The 23931-nt window shown below is 70.1% G+C and carries 21 protein-coding genes and 3 tRNA genes; 4 read left to right on the top strand and 20 right to left on the bottom strand.

Going from position 1 to position 23931, the window contains the following annotated elements:
- Positions 1-18: 18 nt before the first annotated feature.
- Positions 19-729 carry a GntR family transcriptional regulator gene (locus AB3M81_RS02105; protein ID WP_412902253.1) on the bottom strand — a complete coding sequence of 237 codons (711 nt, stop codon included), beginning with the start codon at positions 727-729 and terminating at the stop codon, positions 19-21.
- A gap of 10 nt (positions 730-739) precedes the next feature.
- On the bottom strand, positions 740-2038 hold the full coding sequence (locus tag AB3M81_RS02100) for a hydroxyacid-oxoacid transhydrogenase (protein ID WP_412902252.1): 1299 nt from the start codon (positions 2036-2038) through the stop codon (positions 740-742).
- 61 nt (positions 2039-2099) lie between these two features.
- Between AB3M81_RS02100 and AB3M81_RS02095 the strand changes: the two genes are divergently transcribed.
- Both AB3M81_RS02095 and AB3M81_RS02090 read left to right on the top strand, forming a co-directional pair.
- Entirely contained in the window at positions 2100-3236 is a 1137-nt protein-coding gene (locus AB3M81_RS02095; protein WP_412902251.1) for a hypothetical protein, read from the top strand.
- Positions 3237-3265: 29 nt separating this feature from the next.
- Positions 3266-4414, top strand: coding sequence for an acyltransferase family protein (locus AB3M81_RS02090; protein ID WP_412902250.1), 1149 nt, complete (start codon positions 3266-3268; stop codon positions 4412-4414).
- A gap of 187 nt (positions 4415-4601) precedes the next feature.
- Here the strand turns inward: AB3M81_RS02090 and AB3M81_RS02085 are convergent, their stop codons facing one another.
- From AB3M81_RS02085 to AB3M81_RS02040, 10 genes are all read right to left on the bottom strand, one after another.
- Complete coding sequence (locus tag AB3M81_RS02085; RefSeq protein ID WP_412902249.1) at positions 4602-8426, bottom strand: DNA-directed RNA polymerase subunit beta'; 3825 nt, start codon at positions 8424-8426, stop codon at positions 4602-4604.
- 40 nt (positions 8427-8466) lie between these two features.
- On the bottom strand, positions 8467-12009 hold the full coding sequence (gene rpoB, locus AB3M81_RS02080; RefSeq protein WP_412902248.1) for a DNA-directed RNA polymerase subunit beta: 3543 nt from the start codon (positions 12007-12009) through the stop codon (positions 8467-8469).
- Between the two features lie 380 nt (positions 12010-12389).
- The gene (gene rplL, locus AB3M81_RS02075; protein WP_412902247.1) at positions 12390-12782 is read right to left on the bottom strand and encodes a 50S ribosomal protein L7/L12; all 393 of its coding nucleotides are present in this window, start codon (positions 12780-12782) and stop codon (positions 12390-12392) included.
- A 57-nt stretch (positions 12783-12839) separates the two neighbouring features.
- A complete protein-coding gene (gene rplJ / locus AB3M81_RS02070) occupies positions 12840-13475 on the bottom strand; it encodes a 50S ribosomal protein L10 (protein WP_412902246.1) in 636 nt (211 codons plus the stop codon).
- Between the two features lie 216 nt (positions 13476-13691).
- On the bottom strand, positions 13692-14543 hold the full coding sequence (locus tag AB3M81_RS02065; protein WP_412902245.1) for an SCO4651 family lipoprotein: 852 nt from the start codon (positions 14541-14543) through the stop codon (positions 13692-13694).
- 107 nt (positions 14544-14650) lie between these two features.
- Positions 14651-15367: a 50S ribosomal protein L1 gene (gene rplA, locus AB3M81_RS02060; protein ID WP_412902244.1), complete on the bottom strand. Its 717-nt coding sequence runs from the start codon at positions 15365-15367 to the stop codon at positions 14651-14653.
- A gap of 93 nt (positions 15368-15460) precedes the next feature.
- The gene (rplK, locus tag AB3M81_RS02055; protein WP_412902243.1) at positions 15461-15892 is read right to left on the bottom strand and encodes a 50S ribosomal protein L11; all 432 of its coding nucleotides are present in this window, start codon (positions 15890-15892) and stop codon (positions 15461-15463) included.
- 89 nt (positions 15893-15981) lie between these two features.
- The gene (gene nusG / locus AB3M81_RS02050) at positions 15982-16776 is read right to left on the bottom strand and encodes a transcription termination/antitermination protein NusG (RefSeq protein ID WP_412902242.1); all 795 of its coding nucleotides are present in this window, start codon (positions 16774-16776) and stop codon (positions 15982-15984) included.
- 17 nt (positions 16777-16793) lie between these two features.
- Positions 16794-17015, bottom strand: a complete 222-nt coding sequence (gene secE, locus AB3M81_RS02045; protein ID WP_412902241.1) for a preprotein translocase subunit SecE — start codon at positions 17013-17015, stop codon at positions 16794-16796.
- Between the two features lie 48 nt (positions 17016-17063).
- A tRNA-Trp gene (locus AB3M81_RS02040) sits at positions 17064-17136 on the bottom strand.
- Positions 17137-17273: 137 nt separating this feature from the next.
- On the opposite strand from AB3M81_RS02040, the gene AB3M81_RS02035 reads away from it, so the two are divergent.
- Complete coding sequence (locus tag AB3M81_RS02035; protein WP_412902240.1) at positions 17274-18305, top strand: adenosine deaminase; 1032 nt, start codon at positions 17274-17276, stop codon at positions 18303-18305.
- Complete coding sequence (locus tag AB3M81_RS02030; RefSeq protein ID WP_412902239.1) at positions 18302-18844, top strand: DUF4190 domain-containing protein; 543 nt, start codon at positions 18302-18304, stop codon at positions 18842-18844. Before AB3M81_RS02035 ends, AB3M81_RS02030 begins: the two co-directional genes overlap by 4 nt.
- Before the next feature lie 3 nt (positions 18845-18847).
- Here the strand turns inward: AB3M81_RS02030 and AB3M81_RS02025 are convergent, their stop codons facing one another.
- The 8 genes from AB3M81_RS02025 to AB3M81_RS01990 form a co-directional block, all read right to left on the bottom strand.
- Positions 18848-19873: a UDP-N-acetylmuramate dehydrogenase gene (locus tag AB3M81_RS02025; RefSeq protein ID WP_412902238.1), complete on the bottom strand. Its 1026-nt coding sequence runs from the start codon at positions 19871-19873 to the stop codon at positions 18848-18850.
- 93 nt (positions 19874-19966) lie between these two features.
- Positions 19967-20137, bottom strand: coding sequence for a 50S ribosomal protein L33 (rpmG, locus tag AB3M81_RS02020; RefSeq protein WP_412902237.1), 171 nt, complete (start codon positions 20135-20137; stop codon positions 19967-19969).
- Positions 20138-20198: 61 nt separating this feature from the next.
- Positions 20199-20275 (bottom strand) — tRNA-Met (locus tag AB3M81_RS02015).
- Positions 20276-20305: 30 nt separating this feature from the next.
- Positions 20306-20378, bottom strand: a tRNA-Thr gene (locus tag AB3M81_RS02010).
- Between the two features lie 87 nt (positions 20379-20465).
- Complete coding sequence (locus AB3M81_RS02005; protein WP_412902236.1) at positions 20466-21491, bottom strand: quinone-dependent dihydroorotate dehydrogenase; 1026 nt, start codon at positions 21489-21491, stop codon at positions 20466-20468.
- A gap of 126 nt (positions 21492-21617) precedes the next feature.
- Entirely contained in the window at positions 21618-22139 is a 522-nt protein-coding gene (locus tag AB3M81_RS02000) for a class III extradiol ring-cleavage dioxygenase family protein (protein ID WP_412902235.1), read from the bottom strand.
- A complete protein-coding gene (gene folP, locus AB3M81_RS01995) occupies positions 22136-22999 on the bottom strand; it encodes a dihydropteroate synthase (RefSeq protein ID WP_412902234.1) in 864 nt (287 codons plus the stop codon). Before folP ends, AB3M81_RS02000 begins: the two co-directional genes overlap by 4 nt.
- Positions 22996-23922 carry a glucosyl-3-phosphoglycerate synthase gene (locus AB3M81_RS01990; protein WP_412902233.1) on the bottom strand — a complete coding sequence of 309 codons (927 nt, stop codon included), beginning with the start codon at positions 23920-23922 and terminating at the stop codon, positions 22996-22998. Before AB3M81_RS01990 ends, folP begins: the two co-directional genes overlap by 4 nt.
- Positions 23923-23931 lie beyond the last annotated feature (9 nt).

The raw sequence follows: 23931 nt of genomic DNA, 5'->3' as shown, positions 1-23931 counted from the left end.
GGGACGGTCAGTAGCATGCTACTCCGTCGAGAGGCGCAGGGCCGCACGGACGTCGCGCGCCCAGTCCGGGTCGACGTCCTCCCCCGTGGCCGCCACCTGCCCCATGAGCAGGGTGGCCGTGCGCTCGAGGTGGTCGGCCATGCGCGCGGCGGCCTCGGCGGGCGACCGGCGCGCGATCGCGTCCGCGACGGCGGCGTGCTCGCCGGCGACCTCGGACAGCGGGCGCGACCGGCCGAACGTGGACACGCCCCGCGCCTGGATCGAGTCCCGGAGGCGCGCCACCTCGTCACGCAGGCGCTGGTTGCCCGAGGTCTCGGCGACGAGGGCGTGGAAGTCACGGTCCACCGCGGTGAATCCCGCCTCGTCACCCTCGGCGCCGTGCTCGCGCGTCGCGGCGACGTTCGCGGCGATCGCCGTGCGGACGGCCTCGTCCGCCCGGGTGGCGGCCGCGGCGGCGGTGGGGACCTCGAGGAGCAGCCTGAGCTCGAAGACCTCGCGCACGTCGGCGACCGTGACGCCGCGGACCCGGACACCGCGATTGCGCTCGATCTCGACTAGGCCCAGGTCGGCCAGGCGCAGCACCGCCTCGCGGACGGGCGTGCGCGAGACCTCGAGCTGGTCGGCGAGCCGGTAGATGGAGTGCTGCGAGCCGGCGGGAAGCTCACCACCGACGATGCGCTCGCGCAGCAGGGCGAACACCCGGTCGGTCGCGGTGGTGCGTGCCGTCACGGCCGGACCGTCACCACAGCTCGACGGAGTCGGCCAGGATCGCCACGACGTCGTCCTCGGTCACCTCGCGCGGGGCGGTCGCGAGCAGGCGCTGCTGCTTGAGCGTGCCCTCGGCGAGCGACGCCAGGTCGTGCTGCCCGAAGCCGAGCTCGGCCAGGCCCGACGGGACGCCGACGTCGCGCATGACCGAGGTCAGCACGGTGGGCAGCAGCTCGGCCGGGTCGTCCGTCATCTCGGCGGTCGGGTCGAGCAGCTGCGCCGCGCGCACGTGACGCTCGGGGGCGGCCTCGAAGGTGAACCGGAACGCCGCCGGCGCGGTCTGGGACACCGCCATCCCGTGCGGCACCAGCCCGTGCCCGGTCGTGCCGTCCGGCTCGGGGTAGCCGGCCGGGTGGAAGTCGCCCACCTGGCCGGCGATCGGGTACGCGTTCGCGTGCGGGATGTGGACGCCGGCGTTGCCGAAGCCCAGGCCCGCGAACGTCGCGGCCATCGCCATCTGCTCGCGCGCACCCACGTCGTCGCCGCGCCGCACGGCCGTGCGGAAGGCCGTGCTCATGAGGGTCAGTGCCTTCTCGGACCACAGGTCGGCGATGGGGTTGGCGCCGCAGTACGGGACGCGCTCGGACGGCTGCTTCGCCTCGTAGGACGTGTACGGCCGGGCCGTGTAGCTCTCGAGGGCGTGGCACAGGATGTCCAGGCCCGACGCCGCGGTGACGCCCGCCGGCTGCGAGATCGTCAGCTCGGGATCGACGACCGCGTAGGTCGGGCGCAGGGCGGCGTGCGAGATGCCGGTCTTGACGTGCTGGTCCACGACGTCCAGCACGCAGATCGTGGTGCTCTCGCTGCCCGTGCCCGTCGTGGTGGGGACGGCGATGAGCGGCAGCAACGGCTTCGCCGGCGCCTGCCCCCGTCCCACGGGGACGTTGACGTAGTCCATCAGCTCGCCGTCGTTGGTCAGCAGCAGGTTGACCGCCTTGGCCGTGTCGATGCTGCTGCCCCCGCCGATCGCGATCACCACGTCGAACGGCCCGTTCGCGCGGGCGAACTCGATCGCCCGGACGAGGCTGGCGTCGGTCGGCTCGACGCGGGCGCCGTCGAACACGACGGCCTCGACGCCCGAGGCGGTGATCTGGTCGGCGACCTCCTGCGGGGACCCCGTGGCGGCGACGCCCGGGTCCGTCACGACGAGGACGCGACGCGGCGCGAACCGCCCCAGGTCGTGCGCGATCTCGTGGCGCGCCCCGGGCCCGAACTTCAGCCCCGGCGCCCCGTACGTGAAGATGCCCTCGGGGTGGCTGGGAGCGAACATGCTCAGAACGATACGACGCCACCGGCTACCCTTGGGGCCTCACACCGGACCGAGGGGATCGATGCGCCGTTTGACCGCCGCCGTGGCCGCGACACTGCTCATGACGTTGACCGGCTGCACCACCGCCGGCCCGACCCAGAGCGCCGACCGCACCGCCACGCCGCCCGAGATCGACGTGCACGAGAGCGGTCCCGCGAGCCCCATCGCCTACGGCCTGATCGTCCCCGACGGCGCCTCGCAGCTGGGCCCGCTCGTGCGGTTCCGCAGCGAGCGGCTCATCGACGCGTACAAGCCCGAGCTCGAGGCCGTCCAGGCCGAGAAGGCGCTCGAGGAGGCGGAGGAGCAGGGCACCGAGCCCACGCCGACGCCCACGACCGAGCCGACCGTCAGCACCCGCCCCGAGGGCGACAGCTTCGAGGACCTCGAGGAGCCGCCGCGGCCCGACACGTTCATCTCGCTCATGCGGATCGACGGCGACCCCACGCTGGTCGTGCGCCGCCTGCTCGCCGAGCTCGACGTGCTGTTCCCCGACGCCGACGTCGTCACCGATGACCTGTCGGCCTACTGCCGCGCCCGCGATCGCCGCGTCACCGGCTGCTCCCTCGACATCACCGGCACCACGCCGGGCGGCCGCGAGCTGCGCGTCCAGCTGGACCTCGACCCCGGCCGCGTCCCCACGCGCACGGGGAACCTGGCGTCGCTCACGCAGCCCGTCATGACCCTGCGCGTCGCCTACGTCGGCGACCCGCGCGAGGGCCAGGAGGACCGCACTCCCGAGGACCTCCCCGATCCCGAGGACGTCGAGTCCACGACCGAGAAGACCGGCTGGATCTGGCCCAAGATGGACGAGGACGCCGCCCCCGGCTCCCCCGCCATCGACGGCTACACCGCGCCCTCGAGCGCGACCGTCCTGCTGTCGGCGCGCCGGCCCGAGTTCGCCACCATGACCACGCTGCGCGCCTCGATCGCCACCGAGATCAGCGAGGCCTTCACCGGCACCCGTGTGGCGGAGGGCTCCCTCAAGCGGGACGTCATCGCCGACCTCAACGAGGTCATCGTGACGACGTGGGGCCCCGGCGCGGACGGCACGACGGTGCGCACGGTCCACACGCTCTCGGCCCGCGGGAACTACCTGTCGCTGTTCATCACGCCGACCTCGGCGACCACCACGACGCCCACCCCGCCGCCCGGGGGCTGAAACCTCCGCGGGCCGTTACAGTCGAGGCGATGAGTCGTCTCGATCCCCTGCCCGTCAGCACGGCGGCCCCCGCGGAGCGCGTCGCCTACCTCGACAACGCCCGCTACTGGGTCATGCTGCTCGTGGTCATCGGCCACTCCCTGACCGAGCTGGTCGTCATGGACTCCGCCCGCGGCGTGTACACGTGGATCTACGCGTTCCACATGCCGTTCTTCGTGCTGATCTCCGGCTACACGGCCCGGCACTACGTCGGCGACTTCCGCCAGATCCGGCGCATCGTGTCGACGCTCATCGTGCCGTACCTGCTGGTCGAGACCGGCCTGCAGCTCATCACGCGGCACTACGACGGCGAGCCCGAGCACCTCATGATCCTGTCCCCGCAGTGGCTCGGCTGGTTCCTGGCGGCGCTGTTCATCTGGCGCATCACCACGCCGATCTGGCGCGCGCTGAAGTACCCGATCACCACCGCCATCGCCATCTCCCTGCTGGCCGGCCTGATCGAGATCCCCAACGTTCTCGCGCTGCCGAAGGTGCTGGGGCTGCTGCCGTTCTACGTCATCGGCCTGCACTTCGACCGCAGCATGTTCCTGCGCCTGGGCGACGTCCGGCTGCGCATCGCCTCGGTCGCGCTGCTCGTGGGCACGTTCGTGCTGTGCCAGCTGTACGCGCGGGACTGGACCGACCGGTGGCCCACGACGTGGCTGCTGTGGAAGGCCCGCTACGACGAGCTCGGCGCCGGGCCGGTCGAGGGCATCGTCGTGCGTGCCGTGCTGCTGGCGATCGCGTTCGTGCTCACGCTCGCCGCACTGTCGCTCGTGCCACGGGCGCGCTCGTGGACGACCGCACTGGGCGGGCGCACCTTCTACTGCTACCTGCTGCACGGCTTCGTCATCCTGTGGCTGGACCGGCACTTCCGGCTGTGGGACCGCATCGAGCCGTATGGCGCCACCGCCGTGCTGGGCTGCTGCATCGTGGCCGTCATCGTGGCGAACGTGCTGATGACCAAGCCCGTGGCCACGGTGTTCCGCCCGCTGTTCGAGCCGAGGCTGACCTGGATGTTCCGCGACCCGCGCGAGGACACCTACCACTCGCAGGAGCCGCACCCCGACGTGTGGGACCGCGGCCCCGAGCCGGTCAGCCGCCGCGTCGAGCGGCCCATGGGCCACCACCTGCGCTGACCACCCCGTGATCGAAGTGCCGGCGAGCCACCCGGTGATCGAGTGCCCGCGAGGAACGAGCGGGTGTATCGAGATCACGTTGCTGTCTCGGTGATCTCGATACACCGTCTCGCTGCGCTCGCCGGCACTCGATCGCCGGGCATGACGAAGGGGCCCTGCCGGATCGGCAGGGCCCCTTCGCGGTGACTCAGTTGTCGAAGCTGAAGTCGTAGTCGTCCAACGCCACCGGCGCGGCGTCCGAGGCTCCGAACTGGTAGTCGAAGCTGTCGTAGCCGCTGACCGCGTAGGCGTTCTGACGCGCCTCCTCGGTCGGCTCGACCCGGATGTTGCGGTACCGCTCCAGGCCGGTGCCGGCCGGGATCAGCTTGCCGATGATGATGTTCTCCTTCAGACCGCGCAGCGAGTCCGACTTGCCCTGGATCGCGGCCTCGGTGAGGACGCGGGTCGTCTCCTGGAAGGAGGCGGCCGACAGCCAGGACTCGACGGCCAGCGAGGCCTTCGTGATGCCCATGAGCACCGGACGGCCCGAGGCGGGCGTGCCGCCCTCGGCCACGACGCGGCGGTTCTCCTCCTCGAAGACCGCGCGATCCGCGAGGTCACCGGGGATGAGGTTCGAGTCGCCCTGCTCGATGACCGTCACGCGACGGAGCATCTGGCGCACGATGATCTCGATGTGCTTGTCGTGGATCGCCACGCCCTGGCTGCGGTAGACCTCCTGGACCTCGTCCACGAGGTGCTCCTGCGCCTTGCGGACACCCAGGATGCGCAGGACCTCCTGCGGATCGGGCGTACCGTGCGTGAGCTGCTGGCCGACCTCGACGCGGTCGCCGTCCTTGATGAGCAGACGGGCACGCTTCGTGACCGGGTACTCCATCGGCTCGGCGCCGTCGTCGGGGGTGACGACGAGCTTGCGGCCCTTGTCCGAGTCGTCGATCGTGATGCGACCGGCGGCCTCGGTGATGGGCGCCTTGCCCTTGGGCTGACGGGCCTCGAAGAGCTCGACGACGCGCGGCAGACCGTGCGTGATGTCGTCACCGGCCACACCACCGGTGTGGAAGGTACGCATCGTCAGCTGCGTGCCGGGCTCACCGATCGACTGGGCCGCGATGGTGCCGACGGCCTCGCCGATGTCGACGAGCTTGCCGGTCGCCAGCGAGCGGCCGTAGCACTTGGCGCACGTGCCGGTCTGCGCGTCACACGTCAGGACCGTACGGACCTTGATCGTCTCGACGCCGGCGGCGATGAGCTGCGTGATCTCGACGTCGCCGAGGTCCTCGCCCGCACCGACCAGCACCTCGCCCGTCTCGGGGTGGACGATGTCCACCGCCGCGTTGCGGGCGTAGGCCGAGGTCTCGACGTTCTCGGCGGCGACCAGCGTGCCGTCGTCGAGGCGCGTCGCGATGACCTTGGGCAGGCCACGCTCGGTGCCGCAGTCCTCCTCGCGGATGATGACATCCTGGCTGACGTCGACCAGACGACGGGTCAGGTAACCCGAGTCGGCCGTACGCAGAGCCGTGTCCGCCAGGCCCTTGCGAGCGCCGTGCGTCGCGATGAAGTACTCGACGACCGACAGGCCCTCACGGTAGTTCGCCTTGATCGGGCGCGGGATGATCTCGCCCTTCGGGTTGGCGACCAGGCCTCGCATGGCGGCGATCTGACGCAGCTGCATCATGTTGCCGCGGGCGCCGGAGTTGACCATCATCCAGATCGGGTTGTCCCCGCTGGCCTTGAACAGCTCCTCCATCGAGCCGGCGACCTCGGCCGTGGCCTGGGTCCAGATCTCGATGAGCTCCTGGCGACGCTCGTCCTCGGTGATGAGACCGCGGTCGAACTGCTGCTGGACCTTGGCGGCCTGAGCCTCGTACTTCTCGAGGATCTGCTGCTTCTCCTCGGGCGACACGACGTCGTCCATGGAGATGGTCACACCCGAGCGCGTCGCCCAGTGGAAGCCGGTGTCCTTGAGGTTGTCCAGGGCCACCGCCACGTCGACCTTGCTGTAGCGCTCGGCGAGGTCGTTGACGATGACGCCGAGCTCCTTCTTGCCGACCTGGAAGTTGACGAACGGGTAGTCCGCCGGCAGGGCGTCGTTGAAGATCGCGCGGCCGAGCGTGGTCTCGCGGACCTCGTCGCCCAGGCGGATCTTGATCTTGCTCTGCAGCGTGATCTCGCCACGCTCGAACGCCATCGTCGCCTCGGCGGCCGAGCTGAAGGCACGACCCTCGCCCGGGTGGCCGTCGCGCTCGAGCGTCAGGAAGTACAGACCGATGATCATGTCCTGGGTGGGCATGGTGACCGGTCGGCCGTCCGACGGCTTGAGGATGTTGTTCGTCGACAGCATCAGGATGCGGGCCTCGGCCTGCGCCTCCGCGCTCAGCGGCAGGTGCACGGCCATCTGGTCACCGTCGAAGTCGGCGTTGAAGGCCGAGCACACGAGCGGGTGGATCTGGATGGCCTTGCCCTCGATGAGCTGCGGCTCGAACGCCTGGATGCCCAGACGGTGCAGCGTGGGGGCGCGGTTCAGCAGCACGGGGTGCTCGGTGATGACCTCCTCGAGCACGTCCCACACGACCGGGCGGGCACGCTCGACCATGCGCTTGGCGCTCTTGATGTTCTGCGCGTGGTTCAGGTCGACCAGGCGCTTCATCACGAACGGCTTGAACAGCTCCAGCGCCATCTGCTTGGGCAGACCGCACTGGTGCAGCTTGAGCTGCGGGCCGACGACGATGACCGAACGGCCCGAGTAGTCGACGCGCTTGCCGAGCAGGTTCTGGCGGAAGCGACCCTGCTTGCCCTTGAGCATGTCGGAGATCGACTTCAGCGGGCGGTTGCCCGGACCCGTGACGGGACGGCCACGACGGCCGTTGTCGAACAGCGAGTCGACGGCCTCCTGCAGCATCCGCTTCTCGTTGTTGACGATGATCTCGGGCGCGCCGAGGTCGAGCAGTCGCTTGAGGCGGTTGTTGCGGTTGATCACGCGGCGGTACAGGTCGTTGAGGTCGGAGGTCGCGAAGCGGCCACCGTCGAGCTGGACCATCGGGCGCAGCTCCGGCGGGATCACCGGGACCGCGTCCAGCACCATGCCGGCCGGGCTGTTCTCGCTGCCCATGAAGGCCGAGACGACCTTGAGGCGCTTGAGCGAGCGCGTCTTGCGCTGACCCTTGCCCGTCGCGATGATCTCGCGCAGCGACTCGGCCTCGGCCTCGAGGTCGAAGTCCTGCAGGCGCTTCTGGATCGCCGCGGCGCCCATGTAGCCCTCGAAGTACTTGCCGAAGCGGTACTGCATCTCGCGGAACAGCAGCTCGTCGCCCTCGAGGTCCTGGACCTTGAGGTTCTTGAAGCGGTCCCACACGGCCTCGATGCGAGCGATCTCGCGATCGTGACGGTCGCGCAGCTGGCCCATCTCGCGCTCGGCCGCGTCGCGGACCTTGCGCAGCTCGGCCGCCTTGGCGTCCTCGGCCTCGAGCGCCGCGACGTCCTCCTCGAGCTTGAGGGCCCGGGTGTTGATCGCGTCGTTCTTGCGGTTCTCGATCTGCTCGATCTCCTGGCGGATCTTCGCCTCGAGGCTCGGCAGGTCGCGGGTGCGAGCATCCTCGTCGACCGAGGTGATCATGTACGCCGCGAAATAGATGACCTTCTCGAGGTCCTTCGGGGCCAGGTCCAGCAGGTAGCCCAGACGGCTGGGCACGCCCTTGAAGTACCAGATGTGCGTGACCGGGGCGGCGAGCTCGATGTGGCCCATCCGCTCACGGCGGACCTTCGAGCGCGTCACCTCCACGCCGCAGCGCTCGCAGATGATGCCCTTGAAGCGCACGCGCTTGTACTTGCCGCAGTAGCACTCCCAGTCCCGGGTGGGACCGAAGATCTTCTCGCAGAAGAGACCGTCACGCTCGGGCTTGAGCGTGCGGTAGTTGATCGTCTCAGGCTTCTTGACCTCGCCGAACGACCAGTTGCGGATGTCGTCAGCGGTCGCGAGGCCGATCTTGAGCTGATCGAAGAAGTTCACGTCGAGCACGGTGTCTTCTTTCCCTTTCGAAATTCTGTGGAGTCCGGGCTCAGAGCTCGTCGACGGACGACGGCTCGCGGCGGGACAGGTCGATACCGAGCTCCTCGGCGGCGCGGAAGAACTCCTCCTCGGAGTCCTTCATCTCGACGGCGGTGCCGTCGGCCGAGAGCACTTCGACGTTGAGACACAGCGACTGCATCTCCTTGACGAGAACCTTGAACGACTCCGGGATGCCCGGCTCGGGGACGTTCTCGCCCTTGACGATGGCCTCGTACACCTTCACGCGGCCCACGATGTCGTCGGACTTGATCGTCAGCAGCTCCTGCAGCGCGTACGCGGCGCCGTAGGCCTCGAGCGCCCAGACCTCCATCTCACCGAAGCGCTGGCCACCGAACTGGGCCTTACCGCCGAGCGGCTGCTGGGTGATCATCGAGTACGGGCCCGTCGAGCGAGCGTGGATCTTGTCGTCGACCAGGTGGTGCAGCTTCAGCATGTACATGTAGCCGACGCTGATCGGGTCGGGGAACTGCTCGCCGGTGCGGCCGTCGAACAGGTGCGCCTTGCCGTCGGGGCCGACCATGCGGTCGCCGTCGCGGTTGGGGCGCGTCGAGCTCAGCAGACCCGAGATCTCGTCCTCGCGGGCACCGTCGAACACCGGCGTGGCGACGTTGGTGTTCGCGGGAGCCTGGTCGGCACCGATGCGGCGCAGGCGCTCGGCCCACTCCGCCTGGGTGTCGGCCGGGACCTCCCAGCCGGCCTTGGCGATCCACCCGAGGTGGGTCTCCAGGACCTGACCGACGTTCATGCGGCCGGGCACGCCCAGCGGGTTCAGCACGATGTCGACCGGCGTGCCGTCCTCGAGGAACGGCATGTCCTCGATGGGCAGGATCTTGGCGATGACGCCCTTGTTGCCGTGACGGCCGGCCAGCTTGTCGCCGTGGCTGATCTTGCGCTTCTGCGCCACGTAGACGCGGACCAGCTGGTTCACGCCGGGGCTGAGCTCGTCACCCTCGGACGCGTCGAAGACGCGCACGCCGATGACCGTGCCGGACTCGCCGTGCGGGACCTTGAGCGACGTGTCGCGCACCTCGCGCGCCTTCTCGCCGAAGATCGCACGAAGCAGGCGCTCCTCGGGGGTCAGCTCGGTCTCGCCCTTGGGCGTGACCTTGCCGACGAGGATGTCGCCGTTGCCGACCTCGGCGCCGATGCGGATGATGCCGCGCTCGTCGAGGTTGGCGAGGGTCTCCTCGCTGACGTTCGGGACGTCGCGCGTGATCTCCTCCGGGCCCAGCTTCGTGTCGCGGGCGTCGACCTCGTGCTCCTCGATGTGGATCGAGGTCAGCAGGTCGTCCTGGACGACGCGCTGGGACAGGATGATCGCGTCCTCGTAGTTGTGGCCCTGCCACGGCATGAAGGCGACGAGCAGGTTGGTGCCCAGCGCCATCTCGCCGTGCTCGGTGCACGGGCCGTCGGCCAGCGGGGTGCCGACCTCGACGCGCTGGCCCTGACGCACCAGCGGGCGCTGGTTCGTGCAGGTGCCCTGGTTCGAGCGACGGAACTTGGCCAGGCGGTACGTGGTGTACGTGCCCTCGTCCTCCATGATCTCGACCGAGTCGGCCGAGACCTCCTTGACGACGCCGGCCTTCTTGGCGACGGTCACGTCACCGGCGTCGACGGCGGCGCGGTACTCCATGCCGGTGCCGACGAGCGGGGCGTCGTTGCGGATCAGCGGGACGGCCTGACGCTGCATGTTGGCGCCCATGAGCGCGCGGTTGGCGTCGTCATGCTCGAGGAACGGGATGAGCGCCGTCGCGACCGACACCATCTGGCGCGGCGAGACGTCCATGTAGTCGACCTCGGCGGCCGGGCGGAGCTCGGCCTCGCCGCCGCGCTGGCGGACCAGCACGAAGTCCTCGGCGAACGAGCCGTCCTCGTTGAGCATCGAGTTGGCCTGCGCGACGATGAAGCGGTCCTCGTCGGTCGCGGTCAGGTAGTCGATCTGGTCGGTGACCTTGCCGTCGACGACGCGGCGGTACGGCGTCTCGACGAAGCCGAACGCGTTGATGCGACCGAAGGAGGCCAGCGAGCCGATCAGGCCGATGTTCGGGCCCTCGGGGGTCTCGATGGGGCACATGCGGCCGTAGTGCGACGGGTGGACGTCACGGACCTCGTAGCCCGCGCGCTCACGCGACAGACCACCCGGGCCGAGGGCCGACAGACGACGCTTGTGCGTCAGGCCCGCGAGCGGGTTGTTCTGGTCCATGAACTGCGACAGCTGGCTGGTGCCGAAGAACTCCTTCAGCGCCGCCGTGATCGGCCGGATGTTGATCAGGGTCTGCGGCGTGATCGCCTCGACGTCCTGGGTCGTCATCCGCTCGCGCACGACACGCTCCATGCGCGCCAGGCCGGTGCGGAGCTGGTTCTGGATCAGCTCGCCCACGGTGCGCATGCGGCGGTTGCCGAAGTGGTCGATGTCGTCGGCCTCGACCGGCACGGTGCCGGCCGCGGTCTCGAGCTCGGTCGCGCCGTCGTGCAGGGCGACGACGTAGCGGATCGTGCCGACGATGTCGTCGAGCGTCAGCGTCTGCTGGTCGAACGCGGCGTCCGAGCCGATCTTCTTGTTGATCTTGTGGCGACCGACCTTGGCCGTGTCGTACCGCTTCGGGTTGAAGTAGTAGTTCTCGAGCAGGGTCTGCGCGGCCTCGACCGACGGCGGCTCGCCCGGACGCAGCTTGCGGTAGATGTCGATGAGCGAGCGACGCGTCACCTCGGCGTCGACCATCTCCTGCGTCACGCCGGCGTCGCGCGCCTTCTTCTCGAGGTCCTCGCGGACGAGCTCGGAGCGGACGGAGTCCTTCTCCATCGTCAGGCGGACCGACTCGTACTGGCCGAAGGTCTCGAGGATCTTCTCCTCCGAGAAGCCCAGGGCCTTGAGCAGCATCGTGACGGACTGCTTGCGCTTGCGGTCGAGACGGACGCCGACCATGTCGCGCTTGTCGATCTCGAACTCGAGCCAGGCGCCACGCGACGGGATGACGCGCGCGGTGAAGATGTCCTTGTCCGAGGTCTTGTCGGGCGTGCGCTCGAAGTAGACGCCCGGGGAGCGGACCAGCTGGGACACGACGACACGCTCGGTGCCGTTGATGATGAAGGTGCCCTTGTCGGTCATGAGCGGGAACTCGCCCATGAAGACGGTCTGGCTCTTGATCTCGCCGGTCTCGTTGTTCATGAACTCGGCGGTGACGAACAGCGGCGCGGCGTACGTGACGTCGCGGTCCTTGCAGTCCTCGACCGAGTACTTCGCGGGCTCGAAGCGGTGGTCGCGGAACGAGAGGCTCATCGTCTCGGAGAAGTCCTCGATGGGGCTGATCTCCTCGAAGATCTCCTCCAGGCCGGACTTGGTCGAGACATCCGTGCGGCCGGCGGCCAGCTCCGACTCGACGCGCTCACGCCACGCGTCGCTGCCGATCAGCCAGTCGAAGCTGTCGGTCTGCAGGGAGAGGAGCTCGGGAACCTCGAGCGGTTCGGCGATCTTCGCGAACGAGATGCGCGAAGTGTTGTTCGTGGGTGCGGCGGTACGCGAGGCGGCCAAGAGAAGTCCTTCCGAAGGAACTCGCATGCGGTGAACGTGGCGGTTCTGTACTCTTCAGTTGTCGTTGCGCGGCTCACACCGCGCGAAAACGCTGTCCGCACGACGGTGCGTCGTGCGCCGCGCACGCTTCGCAAACCCTGTCAAGTCCTGCAATTGCAGGGGCAGGACGAGTCGAGGGCATGACAAAGTGGGCGCGAACGTCCATGGTAACCCGATCGACACACCGATATCAACCCCGGACCTTGACAACGTCGTCTCGATCAGGAACGATCGGTCGTTTCCCCCTCCCACGACCCGTGAAAAACGCCCGGATCGCAGGGACGACGAAGGCGCCCGCCCCCGAGGGGACGAGCGCCTTCGTACGAGCAGTCAGCCGAAGATCACTTGAGGGTGATCGTGGCGCCGGCGGCCTCGAGGGCCTCCTTGGCCTTGTCGGCGGTCTCCTTGTTGACACCCTCGAGGACGGCCTTGGGGGCGCCCTCGACGAGGTCCTTGGCCTCCTTCAGGCCCAGGCTCGTGAGGCCGCGGACCTCCTTGATGACCTGGATCTTCTTGTCGCCGGCCGACTCGAGGACGACGTCGAACTCGTCCTTCTCCTCAGCGGCGCCACCGGCGTCGCCACCGGCGGCGGGCGCGCCCGCAGCGGCAACGGCCACCGGAGCGGCGGCGGTGACCTCGAAGGTCTCCTCGAACTGCTTCACGAACTCGGAGAGCTCGATCAGCGTCATCTCCTTGAAGGCATCCAACAGCTCGTCGGTGCTCAGCTTCGCCATGATTGGCGTCCTTTCTGCAATGAGACCCCGAGGGGGTCCCGATGGGAATCGGGCGGTTCAGCCCTCGGTGACGTCGGTCTCGACGTTCTCGGTGGCCGAGTCGGCCGCGGGGGCCTCCTCGGCGGGTGCCTGCTCGGCGGTCTCGGCGGCGGGAGCGCCCGCAGCCAGGACCGACGGATCGGCTTCGGCCTTCGCCTGCAGCGCCGCGATGGTGCGGGCCGCCTGCGACAGCGGGGCGTTGAACAGCCCCGCGGCCTTGGCCAGGTTGGCCTTGAGGCCACCCGCGAGCATCGCGAGGAGGACCTCGCGCGACTCGAGGTCGGCCAGCTTGTTGATCTCGTCGGCGGAGAGCGTCTTCCCCTCGAGGAAGCCACCCTTCAGGACGAGAGCGGGGTTAGCCTTCGCGAAGTCGCGCAGACCCTTCGCCGCGTCGACCGGATCGCCCGTGATGAAGGCGATCGCGGTGGGGCCGGTCAGCATCGACTCGTCGAGCTCGATGCCGGCGTCCCGGGCGGCGATCTTGGTCAGCGTGTTCTTGGCGACGGCATAGCTCGCGGCATCGCCAAGCGCGCGCCGCAGATCCTGCAGCTGCTTGACGTTGAGGCCGCGGTACTCGGTGAGCACCGCGCCGTTGGCCTCGCGGAAGCTGTCCGCGAGATCGGCGACGGCTGCTGCCTTGTCCGGGCGTGCCATGGGTCTCCTTCACTGTCATGCGAGGACCACCTGCACGAGAAAGCGTCCCGTGCCACAGGCACAGGACGCTCATGAGAACGCAAGGTCGAAACCCTGATCTGCACCTGCGCGGGCCGCCCTGTCGGGCGCTTCGGGTGACTCGTGGGAGACACCACCGGCGGTCTTCGGCTCGTCCAGTCTAGGCGGACGCCGGCCGTTCCTCCAAATCGGGACCGATCAGCCCCGCAGCGCGCCGCCCGCGCCCAGCTTCGGGCCGAGGCTGTCCAGGTCGGTGATCTCGGACTTCCTGGGCGCCTCGACCTCGACGGGCTCGCCCCAGCGGCTCCAGTCGATCGTGGTGGCGGTGCCCGCGAGGTCCATCGTCATGCGGCGCAGCAGGTCGTCGTCGCGCCCGACGAGCAGGACGTACTCCATCTTCTCGGGCACCTTGGTGCCGAGGCGCTCGGCCTGCGCGGCCTGCTTGCCCAGCGCCTTCGAGGTGTCGAGGACGAGGCGCAGCTTCGTGGTCTCGACGCCGTCGACCGTGCCGCCGTCGCCGAGGTTGTCGAAGTCGACCAACGCGGTGCGGAACGTCTCGAGCTGCTCGGACGGGTCGATCTGGCCCGTGAGCGAGCCGTACTGCTGCGCGAGCGGGTTGTCGGGGTCGGTGAGGTCGACCTTGACGTACTTGCCGCCGCTCATCTCGCCCATCTTGAGGTACATGACCCCGTCGACGAGGCGCACGTCGAGCTGCATCATGCCCAGGTCCATCGAGATGCGGCTGGCGGAGTCCTCGACCTTCTCGCCCAGGCGCACGTCGCCGGTCATCGCGACGTCGGTGCCCGCGGCCGCCGTGGACATCTCCAGGTGGGTGCTGCCCGCCTCCAGCTGGGCGTCGCCGAGGCGCTCGACGAAGTTCTCGCGCGTGAGCGGCGCATCCGCAGCCGGTCGGTCGGCGACGGCCGCCGCCTCGCTCGAATCGGCGCTCGCGCGGTCGGCGGCCGGGCGCTGGTCCGGCCCGGACCCGCCACAGGCGGAGGCCAGCGAGAGCACGGCCGTGGCGAGCAGGACACCCAGGGACTTCCTCATGGCCGAAGCCTACCCAGCGGACCCGACACCGACCGAGCCTCCAACGACGACGACGCCGCTCCCCCAGCGGGGAGCGGCGTCGTGCGTGGTGCTGCGAGAGCGGTGACTCAGGCCTCGTCGTCCGCGGCGAAGTTGCGCGTCCGCGACGGGTCGACCGGGATGCCCGGACCCGTGGTCGTGGAGATCGTCGCCTTCTTGATGTAGCGGCCCTTGGAGCTGGACGGCTTGAGACGCAGGATCTCCTCGATCGCGGTGCCGTAGTTCTCGGCGAGCTGCTCGGCGCTGAACGACGCCTTGCCGATCACGAAGTGCACGTTGGCGTGACGATCCACGCGGAACTCGATCTTGCCGCCCTTGATGTCGCCGACGGCCTTGGCCACGTCGGTGGTGACGGTGCCCGTCTTGGGGTTCGGCATGAGGTTGCGCGGACCCAGGACGCGGCCGAGGCGGCCGACCTTGCCCATCATGTCGGGCGTCGCGACGACGGCGTCGAAGTCGAGCCAGCCCTCGTTGATCTTGTCGACGAGCTCGTCGGCACCGACGAAGTCGGCGCCGGCCTCACGAGCGGCATCGGCGTTGGCGCCGGTGGCGAAGACCAGGACCCGGGCGGTCTTGCCGGTACCGTGCGGCAGGTTGACGGTGCCGCGCACCATCTGGTCGGCCTTACGGGGATCGACGCCGAGACGCACGACGGCGTCGACGGTCGAGTCGTAGTTCTTGGAGCCGGACTCCTTGGCCAGCTTGGTGGCCTGGAGCGGCGTGTACAGCGCGTCGCGGTCGATCTTCTCGGCGACGGCGCGGTACGCCTTGCTGTGCTGTGGCATGACTGGTGTCTCTTTCTGTTGCTACCAGGAGTGGTACGGGCCCAGCTGGCCCTCCCACGGGGAGTGGCGATCGGGCGATCGCCGGGTGACGTGTCAGCCGTCGATGGTGACGCCCATGGAGCGGGCGGTTCCCTCGACGATCTTCATGGCGCCGTCGATGTCGTTGGCGTTGATGTCGGGCATCTTCGTCTGGGCGATCTCGCGGACCTGGTCGCGCGTGAGCTTGCCGACCTTGTCCTTGTGCGGGACCGACGAGCCCTTGGCGAGACCGGCGGCCTTCTTGATCAGCTCGGCCGCGGGCGGCGTCTTCGTGATGAAGGTGAACGAGCGATCCTCGTAGATCGTGATCTCGACGGGGACGACGTTGCCGCGCATGGACTCGGTCTGGGCGTTGTACGCCTTGCAGAAGTCCATGATGTTGACGCCGTGCGGGCCGAGCGCGGTGCCGACGGGCGGCGCCGGGTTGGCCTGGCCGGCCTGCAGCTGCACCTTGACGACAGCTGCGACCTTCTTCTTGGGAGGCATTTCGGGTCCTTCTTGTGGTGGTGTTTCGTGGTGGGCCGGTCCGTCGCTCGTTCAGGCGCGACGGCCGGGCCGAATTGATCGCTGGGCGATCAAACCTTCTGGATGTAGTCGAACGGCAGCTCGACCGACGTCTCGCGACCGAAGATCTCGACGAGGCCCTTGACCTTCTGGCCCTCGAGGTTGATCTCGGTGATGGTCGCGTGGAGCGTGGCGAACGGGCCGTCGATGACCAGCACGGAGTCGCCGGCGGCGAAGTCGCTGAACTCCACCTTGGGCGCCGCGGCGGCCTGGGCCTTCTCGGCGGTCTCGGTGGCCTCGGCGGCGACCTCGGCCTCGACGGCGGGGGCGAGCATCTTCTCGACCTCGCTCAGGCTCAGCGGCACCGGCTGGTGCGCGTTGCCGACGAAGCCCGTCACCGACGGCGTGTGGCGCACGACGCCCCACGAGTCGTCGGTCAGGTCCATGCGCACGAGCACGTAGCCCGGCAGCACGGTGCGCTTGACGAGCTTGCGCTGGCCGTTCTTGATCTCGGCGACCTCCTCGGTCGGCACGACGATCTCGTGGATGTAGTCCTCGGCGTTGAGCGCGACCTTGCGGTTCTCGAGGTTCTGCTGGACGCGCTTCTCCATGCCGGCGTACGTGTGGATCACGTACCAGTCGCCGGGCTGGCTCCACAGGCGGTCGCGGAACTCCTGCAGCGGGTCCGCCGCCTCCTGCTCCGCGTCGTCCGCCTCGTCGGTGGCGGTCTCGTCGGCGGCCGAGGTCTCCTCGGGCGCGTCGGACTCGCCCGCGGCGACGTCGTCGGCGGGGGTCTCGTCGGCCGACACCTCGTCGGTGGACGTCTCGTCCACGGGCGCGTCGGTCTCGTCGAAGGGGGAGGTCACGAAGTTCAGTCCTTGGGTTAGGCGAAGATGCGGAAGGCGGCCTTGCCGAAGGCGTAGTCGAGGCCGGAGACGAACGCCATCATGATCAAGACGAAGACGAGCACGACGAGGAAGTAGTTGACGACCTGCGGACGCGTGGGCCAGACGACCTTGCGCAGCTCGGCGACCACCTGGCGGTAGAACGTGAGCAGGGACGTGCGCTTGGCGCGGGTCCCGGCCAGTTCGTGATTCTCGCTCACGGTGCTCCTTCGTCGTACCTCGTCGGTCCGCGGTGCGGACCGACCTTGCAGGGCACGAGGGACTTGAACCCCCAACCTTCGGTTTTGGAGACCGATGCGCTGCCAGTTGCGCCAGTGCCCTTCGCCCGATTCCGGGCATGACGAATCAGGGTAGTTTCGCCGGTTTCGTCAAGTGTAGGCGACGAGTCGCGGAAAGCGAAACTCGCGTCCCCGCTCACCGCGCCTGCCGCTCCCGCACGGGCATGGCACGATGGCGGCGTGCGGCCGCTGACGACTCTTCCCAAGGCCCATCTGCACCTGCACTTCACCGGCTCGATGCGTCACTCGACCCTCATCGAGCTCGCGGAGCGCGACGGCGTGCGACTGCCCCCGGCGCTCGTGGACGAGTGGCCCCCGCAGCTGTCGGCCGCCGACGAGAAGGGCTGGTTCCGGTTCCAGCGCCTGTACGACGTGGCGCGCTCGGTCCTGCGCACCGAGGACGACGTCCGCCGGCTCGTGCGCGAGGCCGCCGAGGACGATCGCGCCGACGGGGCCGTGTGGACCGAGATCCAGGTGGACCCCTCCGGCTACGCCGCGCGGTTCGGCGGCATCACCGCCTTCACCGACCTCGTGATCGACGCCGTGCGCGACGCCTCGGCCTCGACGGGACTGGGCATGAGCGTCATCGTCGCGGCCAACCGCACGCGGCACCCCCTCGACGCGCGCAGCCTCGCCCGGCTCGCCGCGCAGTACGCGGGGCGCGGCGTCCACGGGTTCGGCCTGTCGAACGACGAGCGGCGCGGCAACACGGCCTCGTTCGGCCCGGCGTTCGCGATCGCCGAGCGAGCGGGCCTCGTGCTGGCCCCGCACGCGGGCGAGCTGCTCGGCCCGGCGCACGTGCTCGAGTGCCTGACCCACCTGTCGCCGCACCGGCTCGGCCACGGCGTGCGCGCCGTCGAGGACCCGCGACTGCTCGACCGGATCGCCGCCGCGGGGATCGCGCTGGAGGTCTGTCCCGCCTCGAACGTCTCGCTGGGCGTCTACACGACGATCGACGAGGTGCCGGTCCGCGAGCTGCTGTCCGCCGGCGTCGACGTGGCCCTGGGCGCCGACGACCCCCTGCTGTTCGGCACGCGCCTCGCGGGCCAGTACGCCCTCCTGCGGGCCGCGCAGGACTTCACCGACGAGGAGCTGGCCGAGCTGGCCCGCCGCTCCCTGCGCGCCTCGCACGCGCCCGACGCGCTGCGCACCGCGGCGTTGCAGGGTGTCGAGGCCTGGCTGGCCGACGATCGTGGAACGATGACGCCATGAGCGAGAACCAGCCGCCGCCCTACCCCGGCGATCCCTCCGGGCAGCAGCCGGGCGAGCAGCCCGGACCGACCGGCTCCACCGGGTCCGGTGAGCCGCAGGACGCACCGCAGCAGCCCTACGGCGCCCAGCCGCCGCCGCAGCAGCCGTGGGGCGCCCAGCCTCCCCCGCAGCAGCCCTACGCCGGACAGCAGCCGTACGGCGCCGCTCCCGGTCAGTGGCAGGTCCTGCCCAAGCACCCGAAGGCCACGCTGGTCCTCGTGCTGGGCATCCTCGGCCTCGTCGTGTGCCAGGTCCTCGGCCCGTTCGCGTGGGTCATGGGCAACCGCGCCGTCGCCGAGATCGACGCCAACCCCGGCGTGTGGGACGGGCGCGGCGAGGCGCAGGCCGGACGCATCCTGGGCATCATCAGCACCGTCATCCTGATCCTGAGCGTGCTGGTGCTCGCGTTCGTCTTCGTCCTGGCGATCGCCGGCATCATGTCGGCGTCGAACGACTTCGACGAGATGTCGAACGAGCTGTCCCTGCTCGGGCTGCTCTGAGCCCTACAGGCCCGCGGCGCCCACGATCACGGGCTCGTTGACCAACCGGACGCCGAACGTCCGCTCGACCTCGTCACGCACCTCGCGGGCGAGGTCGAGCAGCTCCGTGGCCGTCCCGTCGCCGCGGTTGGTGAGCGCCAGGACGTGCTTCGTCGACAGGCCGACCGCGCCGCGGCGATGGCCCTTCTCGAACCCGGCGTGGTCGATGAGCCACGCCGCGCTGGTCTTGACGGTGCCGTCGGCCTGCTCGAAGCGTGGCGCCTCGGCGGGCAGCGCCGCCGCGGCCTCGGCCGTCAGGATCGGGTTGGTGAAGAACGAGCCGGCGCTCCACGTGTCGTGATCGGCGGCGTCGAGCACCATGCCCTTGCCCCGGCGCAGCTCCAGCACGGTGCGGCGGACCTCCTCGAGCGGGGCCCGCTCCCCCACCTCGACACCCAGCCGGCGGGCGAGCTCGGCGTAGCGCACGGGGGCGCTGAGACGGCCGGCGAAGCGCAGCTGGAACGCGACGGTCAGCACGACGAAGCGGTCGGGCTCGTCCTTGAAGCGGCTGTGCCGGTACGAGAAGCCCAGGTCGGTGAACATGATCGTGCGGACGCGCTTCTCGTGGCGGTCCCACGTGCGGACGCTCACGATCGTGTCCGCGACCTCCTGGCCGTACGCACCGACGTTCTGGATCGGGGTGGCGCCCACCGAGCCGGGGATGCCCGAGAGCGCCTCGACGCCCTCCCAGTCGTGCTCGACGACGTAGGCGACGAAGTCGTCCCAGCCCTCGCCCGCGGCGACCGTGACCATCGCGCCGCTGCAGGCGTCCGCCGAGACGTCGATGCCGCGCGTGCGGACCAGGACGACCGTGCCGTCGAAGCCCTCGTCCGAGATCACCAGGTTGCTGCCGCCGCCGACCAGCAGGACGGGCTCGGCGGCCTCGTCCGCGGCGCGCACGGCGTCGATCAGCTCGGCCTCGGTGGTCGCCTCGACGACGGACCGCGCGGGACCGCCCAGGCGCAGCGTCGTGACCTCGGACAGCAGCATGACCGTGACGCTAGCAGGGCGCGCGCAGGCCCCCGCAACGCGAACGACCCCCGTGCCCGAGGGGCACGGGGGTCGTCGAAGACCTGGTCGGCGTCAGCGCGTCTCGCGGTGCGCGCGGTGCGTGTTGCAGCGCGGGCAGTACTTGTTGACCTCGAGGCGGTCGGGGTCGTTGCGCCGGTTCTTCTTGGTGATGTAGTTGCGTTCCTTGCACTCGGTGCAGGCCAAGGTGATCTTGGGACGAACGTCGGAGCTCTTGCTGGCCACAGTGTGCCTCTTCTGGTCGTGCCCATGAGAACTGGGCTTGTTGCTGGTCTTGCTGCCGTGTTGGTAGCGGGGGCGGGACTCGAACCCGCGACACCACGATTATGAGCCGTGTGCTCTAACCACCTGAGCTACCCCGCCACGTAAGTAGCGAGTCTCCTCGCTCCTCAGAGCCCCTTTACGGAATCGAACCGTAGACCTTTTCCTTACCATGGAAACGCTCTGCCGACTGAGCTAAAGGGGCAAGCCGACAAGTAAAGATACCGGGTCAGGTGCCGGGTTCCCAAATCGGGGTGGGTCCCTTGTTCCCGTCCCTTGGAATCGCAGTCAATTATCGGGCCACTCGGGCGAGCCGGGAGGGCCACGCGGGACCGCCGTAGATGAAGCCCGTGTACGCCTGGACGAGGTCGGCGCCGGCCGCGATCCGCTCCCTCACGTCGGCCTCGGTGGTGACCCCGCCGACCCCGACGAGCGCGAGTCCGCCGCCGGCTCGCGCGCGGATCCGGCGCAGCACCTCGAGCGCGCGCCCCGCCAGCACCGGGCCGGACAGGCCGCCCGCGCCGGCCGCCTCGATCGTGGCGCGGTCCGTGCGCAGCACCTCGGGGCGCGCGATCGTCGTGTTGGTGGCGCTGATGCCGTCGAGGCCGAGGGACAGCGCCAGGTCCGTCACGGCGTCGACGTCCTCGTCGGCCAGGTCCGGCGCGATCTTGACCACGAGCGGCACGCGGCGGCCGTGGTTGTCGTCCGCGACGCGCTTGACGGCGCTCAGGATCGGCTCGAGCGAGTCGACCGCCTGCAGGTCCCTCAGTCCCGGCGTGTTGGGGCTGGAGACGTTGACCACGAGATAGTCCGCGAACGGCGCCAGCAGACGGGCGCTCTCGACGTAGTCCTGGGCCGCGTGCTCGACCGGGACGACCTTGGTCTTGCCGATGTTGACGCCGATCACCGCGCGGCGGCCCGCGTCCGTGGCGCGCAGCCGGTGCAGGCGCGAGGCGACCGCGGCGGCGCCGTCGTTGTTGAAGCCCATCCGGTTGACGATCGCGTGGTCGTCGACGAGGCGGAACAGGCGCGGCCGGTCGTTGCCGGGCTGCGGCCGCGCGGTGACCGTGCCGATCTCGACGTGCCCGAAGCCGAGTGCCAGGAGCCCCAGGACCCCGCGCGCGTTCTTGTCGAAGCCGGCGGCCAGGCCGAAGCGGTGCGGGAACTCGACGCCCATGACGGTGACGGGGCTGGGCTCGACGCGGAAGAGCCGCTCGGTGACGGGACGGCCGGCGCGGATGGCCGCGAAGGCGCGTTCGTGGATCCTCTCGGGATCCATGCGGGCGAAGACGGTGTCGAAGAGAGCGTCGTAGGCCACGGCGTCAGCGTAGGCCACGTCCGTGGCCGCGCCGCAGGCGCGCGAGATGTGTAGCGCTGTCCACCCGAATCGGGCTGGTTCATCCCCGAACAGGTGGATGCCGCTACAGACCTCGCTGACCGGAGGTCAGGAGCGGACCCAGGCGGCGACCCACCACAGGACGCCGCAGGGGGCGTCGGCGTAGGGCACCGAGACCGTCCAGCTGCCGTCGAGGCGCTCGCCCGCGGCCTTGAGGGACTCCAGGCCCGAGGTCCAGAGCTCGGCCGCGAGGGTGGTGTCGAGCGCGGCGAGGCGGCGCGGGTCGCCCGAGCGCAGCGCGAGGTCGACGGCGTCGTCGAGGTCGAACGCGCGCTCGTCGAGGTGGCCCGGAGCCTTCTCGGACCGCTTGGCGCTGCCGTTGGCCATGACGAGCAGGACCTCGGCGTCGTCGCGGACGTCACCGTCGAAGTCGGCGGCGTCGAGCAGCGCCCGGGCCACGGGCTCGGCGAACGGGTCGTCGCCGACGACGGCGACCGACGACGCGTCGCGCGTCATCGCGGCCACCACGCTCGTGGCGGAGCGCCGCAGCTCGGCCACGGGGTCTTGAAGGCTCACGTAGTGCGGCAGCAGCGCCGGGACGGGCGGCACCACGACGACGCGGCGGATCATGCCAGGCCCCGGATGGCGCGCGCGGGCGGGCGGCGTCCCGCGATCGTCCAGGCCATGTCGACGACCTGACGCGTCTCGGGGACCTGGTGGACGCGGTAGATGCGGGCACCGGCCGTCGCCGCGACGGCCGTGGCGGCGAGCGTGCCGAGCAGCCGCTCCCCCACCGGCAGGTCGAGCGTCTCGCCTACGAAGTCCTTGTTCGACAGGGACACGAGGACGGGCCAGCCGGTCGCCACCATCTCGCCGAGGCGCCGCGTGACCTCGAGCGAGTGGAACGTGTTCTTGCCGAAGTCGTGCGCCGGGTCGATCACGACGCTCTCGGGCGCCACCCCGAGCGAGACGGCGCGCTCGGCCTGGGCCACCGTCGAGGCGATCGCGTCGGCCATGACGTCGTCGTACTCGATCCGGTGCGGACGCGTGCGCGGCGTGATCCCACCGGTGTGCGTGCACACGAGCGCGACGTCGAACTCGGCCGCGACCTCGGCGAGCCCGGGGTCCGCCCCGCCCCAGGCGTCGTTGAGCAGGTCGGCACCGGCCTCGCAGACCGCGCGACCGACCTCGGCACGCCACGTGTCGACGCTGATGACGAGGCCGGGGAAGGCCTCGCGGACGCGCTCGACGAAGCTGACGACGCGGCGCTTCTCCTCGTCGGCGTCGATCTCGGCGCCGGGCGCGGCCTTGATGCCGCCGATGTCGACGATCTCGGCGCCCTCGTCGACCACCTGCGCGACGCGGTCGAAGGCGGAGTCCTCGGCCCACGTGGCGCCCTTGTCGAAGAACGAGTCGGGGGTGCGGTTGACGATCGCCATCATGAGGGTGCGGTCGTCGGGGAACGAGTGGCGTCCCAGTCGCAGCGTCATGCGCCCACCTCACGCGCCGGGGGCCGCTCGGACAGGTCGACGTCGCGCAGCGCCGGACGGTGCCCGTCGGCGCCGTTGACGAACTGCCGCAGGACGGCGTGCTGGTCCACGCCGCTGCCGGAGCGTCCCAGCACGGCCGCCATGACCTGCACGGCCATGGCCCCGAGGTCGCGCAGCGACTGGTGCGAGTGGCCGCGCCGGCCGAGGTCGACCTGGGCGATCGCGTCGATGCCGAGGCGGTCGTGCACGTCGACGAGGGCCGCGACGTCGACGCCGTAGCCGGTGGGGACCGACAGCGTGGCGAAGACCTCGCGGCGGACGGCCCACTCCCCCGCGAGCGGCTGGACGACCTGGGTCAGGTCGGGGCGGGTGAGCGCGAGCACGGGACGCGCCACGAGCTCGGTGGCGCGGCCGCCGCCGGCCGGCTCCTCGCTCGCCCCCACGCGCAGTGGCCGCTCGTAGAAGCCCTTGACGAGCGCGACCTCGGGGCTGGTCAAGAGGGGCCCGAGCAGCCCCGTGACGAAGTGCGTGTCCCACTCGGTCAGGTCGCCGTCGATGAACACGAGGACGTCGCCGGTGGTGACGAACTGCGACTTCCACAGCGCCTCGCCCTTGCCGGCGCGCGAGCCGAGGTCGGGCCGGATCGCCGCGAGGTCGTGGACGGTGGCACCGGCGTCGCGGGCGAGCCGGGCGGTCCGGTCGCGGGAGCCGCCGTCGATCACGACGAGCTCGTCGGCGAGCCCGCCGGCCTGCAGGAACTCGCGGTGCAGGCGGCTGACGACGTCGGCGATCGTGGCGGCCTCGTCCCGCGCCGGGATCACGAGGCTGACGCGCTGGCCGGTCGCCTGCTTGGCGGCCACCAGGTCGGCCGGGGTCCACCGGCGCCAGTCATGGGTGCGCCGGTCGAACCACGTCTCTGCCACGCCGTCACC

Origin of the sequence: Aeromicrobium jepli (genome assembly GCF_047246605.1) — a bacterium.
GTDB lineage: Bacteria > Actinomycetota > Actinomycetes > Propionibacteriales > Nocardioidaceae > Aeromicrobium.
Note: the sequence above shows the minus strand (reverse complement) of the source record. Positions and strands in the feature narration are given on the sequence as shown.

Excerpts from the sequence above, each read along its gene's own strand:
- AB3M81_RS02100 (WP_412902252.1), bottom strand. The coding sequence starts at position 2,038 with ATGTTCGCTCCCAGCCACCCCGAGGGCATCTTCACGTACGGGGCGCCG.
- AB3M81_RS02095 (WP_412902251.1), top strand. The coding sequence starts at position 2,100 with ATGCGCCGTTTGACCGCCGCCGTGGCCGCGACACTGCTCATGACGTTG.
- AB3M81_RS02090 (WP_412902250.1), top strand. The coding sequence starts at position 3,266 with ATGAGTCGTCTCGATCCCCTGCCCGTCAGCACGGCGGCCCCCGCGGAG.
- rplL (WP_412902247.1), bottom strand. The coding sequence starts at position 12,782 with ATGGCGAAGCTGAGCACCGACGAGCTGTTGGATGCCTTCAAGGAGATG.
- rplJ (WP_412902246.1), bottom strand. The coding sequence starts at position 13,475 with ATGGCACGCCCGGACAAGGCAGCAGCCGTCGCCGATCTCGCGGACAGC.
- AB3M81_RS02065 (WP_412902245.1), bottom strand. The coding sequence starts at position 14,543 with ATGAGGAAGTCCCTGGGTGTCCTGCTCGCCACGGCCGTGCTCTCGCTG.
- rplA (WP_412902244.1), bottom strand. The coding sequence starts at position 15,367 with ATGCCACAGCACAGCAAGGCGTACCGCGCCGTCGCCGAGAAGATCGAC.
- rplK (WP_412902243.1), bottom strand. The coding sequence starts at position 15,892 with ATGCCTCCCAAGAAGAAGGTCGCAGCTGTCGTCAAGGTGCAGCTGCAG.
- AB3M81_RS02030 (WP_412902239.1), top strand. The coding sequence starts at position 18,302 with ATGAGCGAGAACCAGCCGCCGCCCTACCCCGGCGATCCCTCCGGGCAG.
- AB3M81_RS02025 (WP_412902238.1), bottom strand. The coding sequence starts at position 19,873 with ATGCTGCTGTCCGAGGTCACGACGCTGCGCCTGGGCGGTCCCGCGCGG.
- AB3M81_RS02000 (WP_412902235.1), bottom strand. The coding sequence starts at position 22,139 with ATGATCCGCCGCGTCGTCGTGGTGCCGCCCGTCCCGGCGCTGCTGCCG.
- folP (WP_412902234.1), bottom strand. The coding sequence starts at position 22,999 with ATGACGCTGCGACTGGGACGCCACTCGTTCCCCGACGACCGCACCCTC.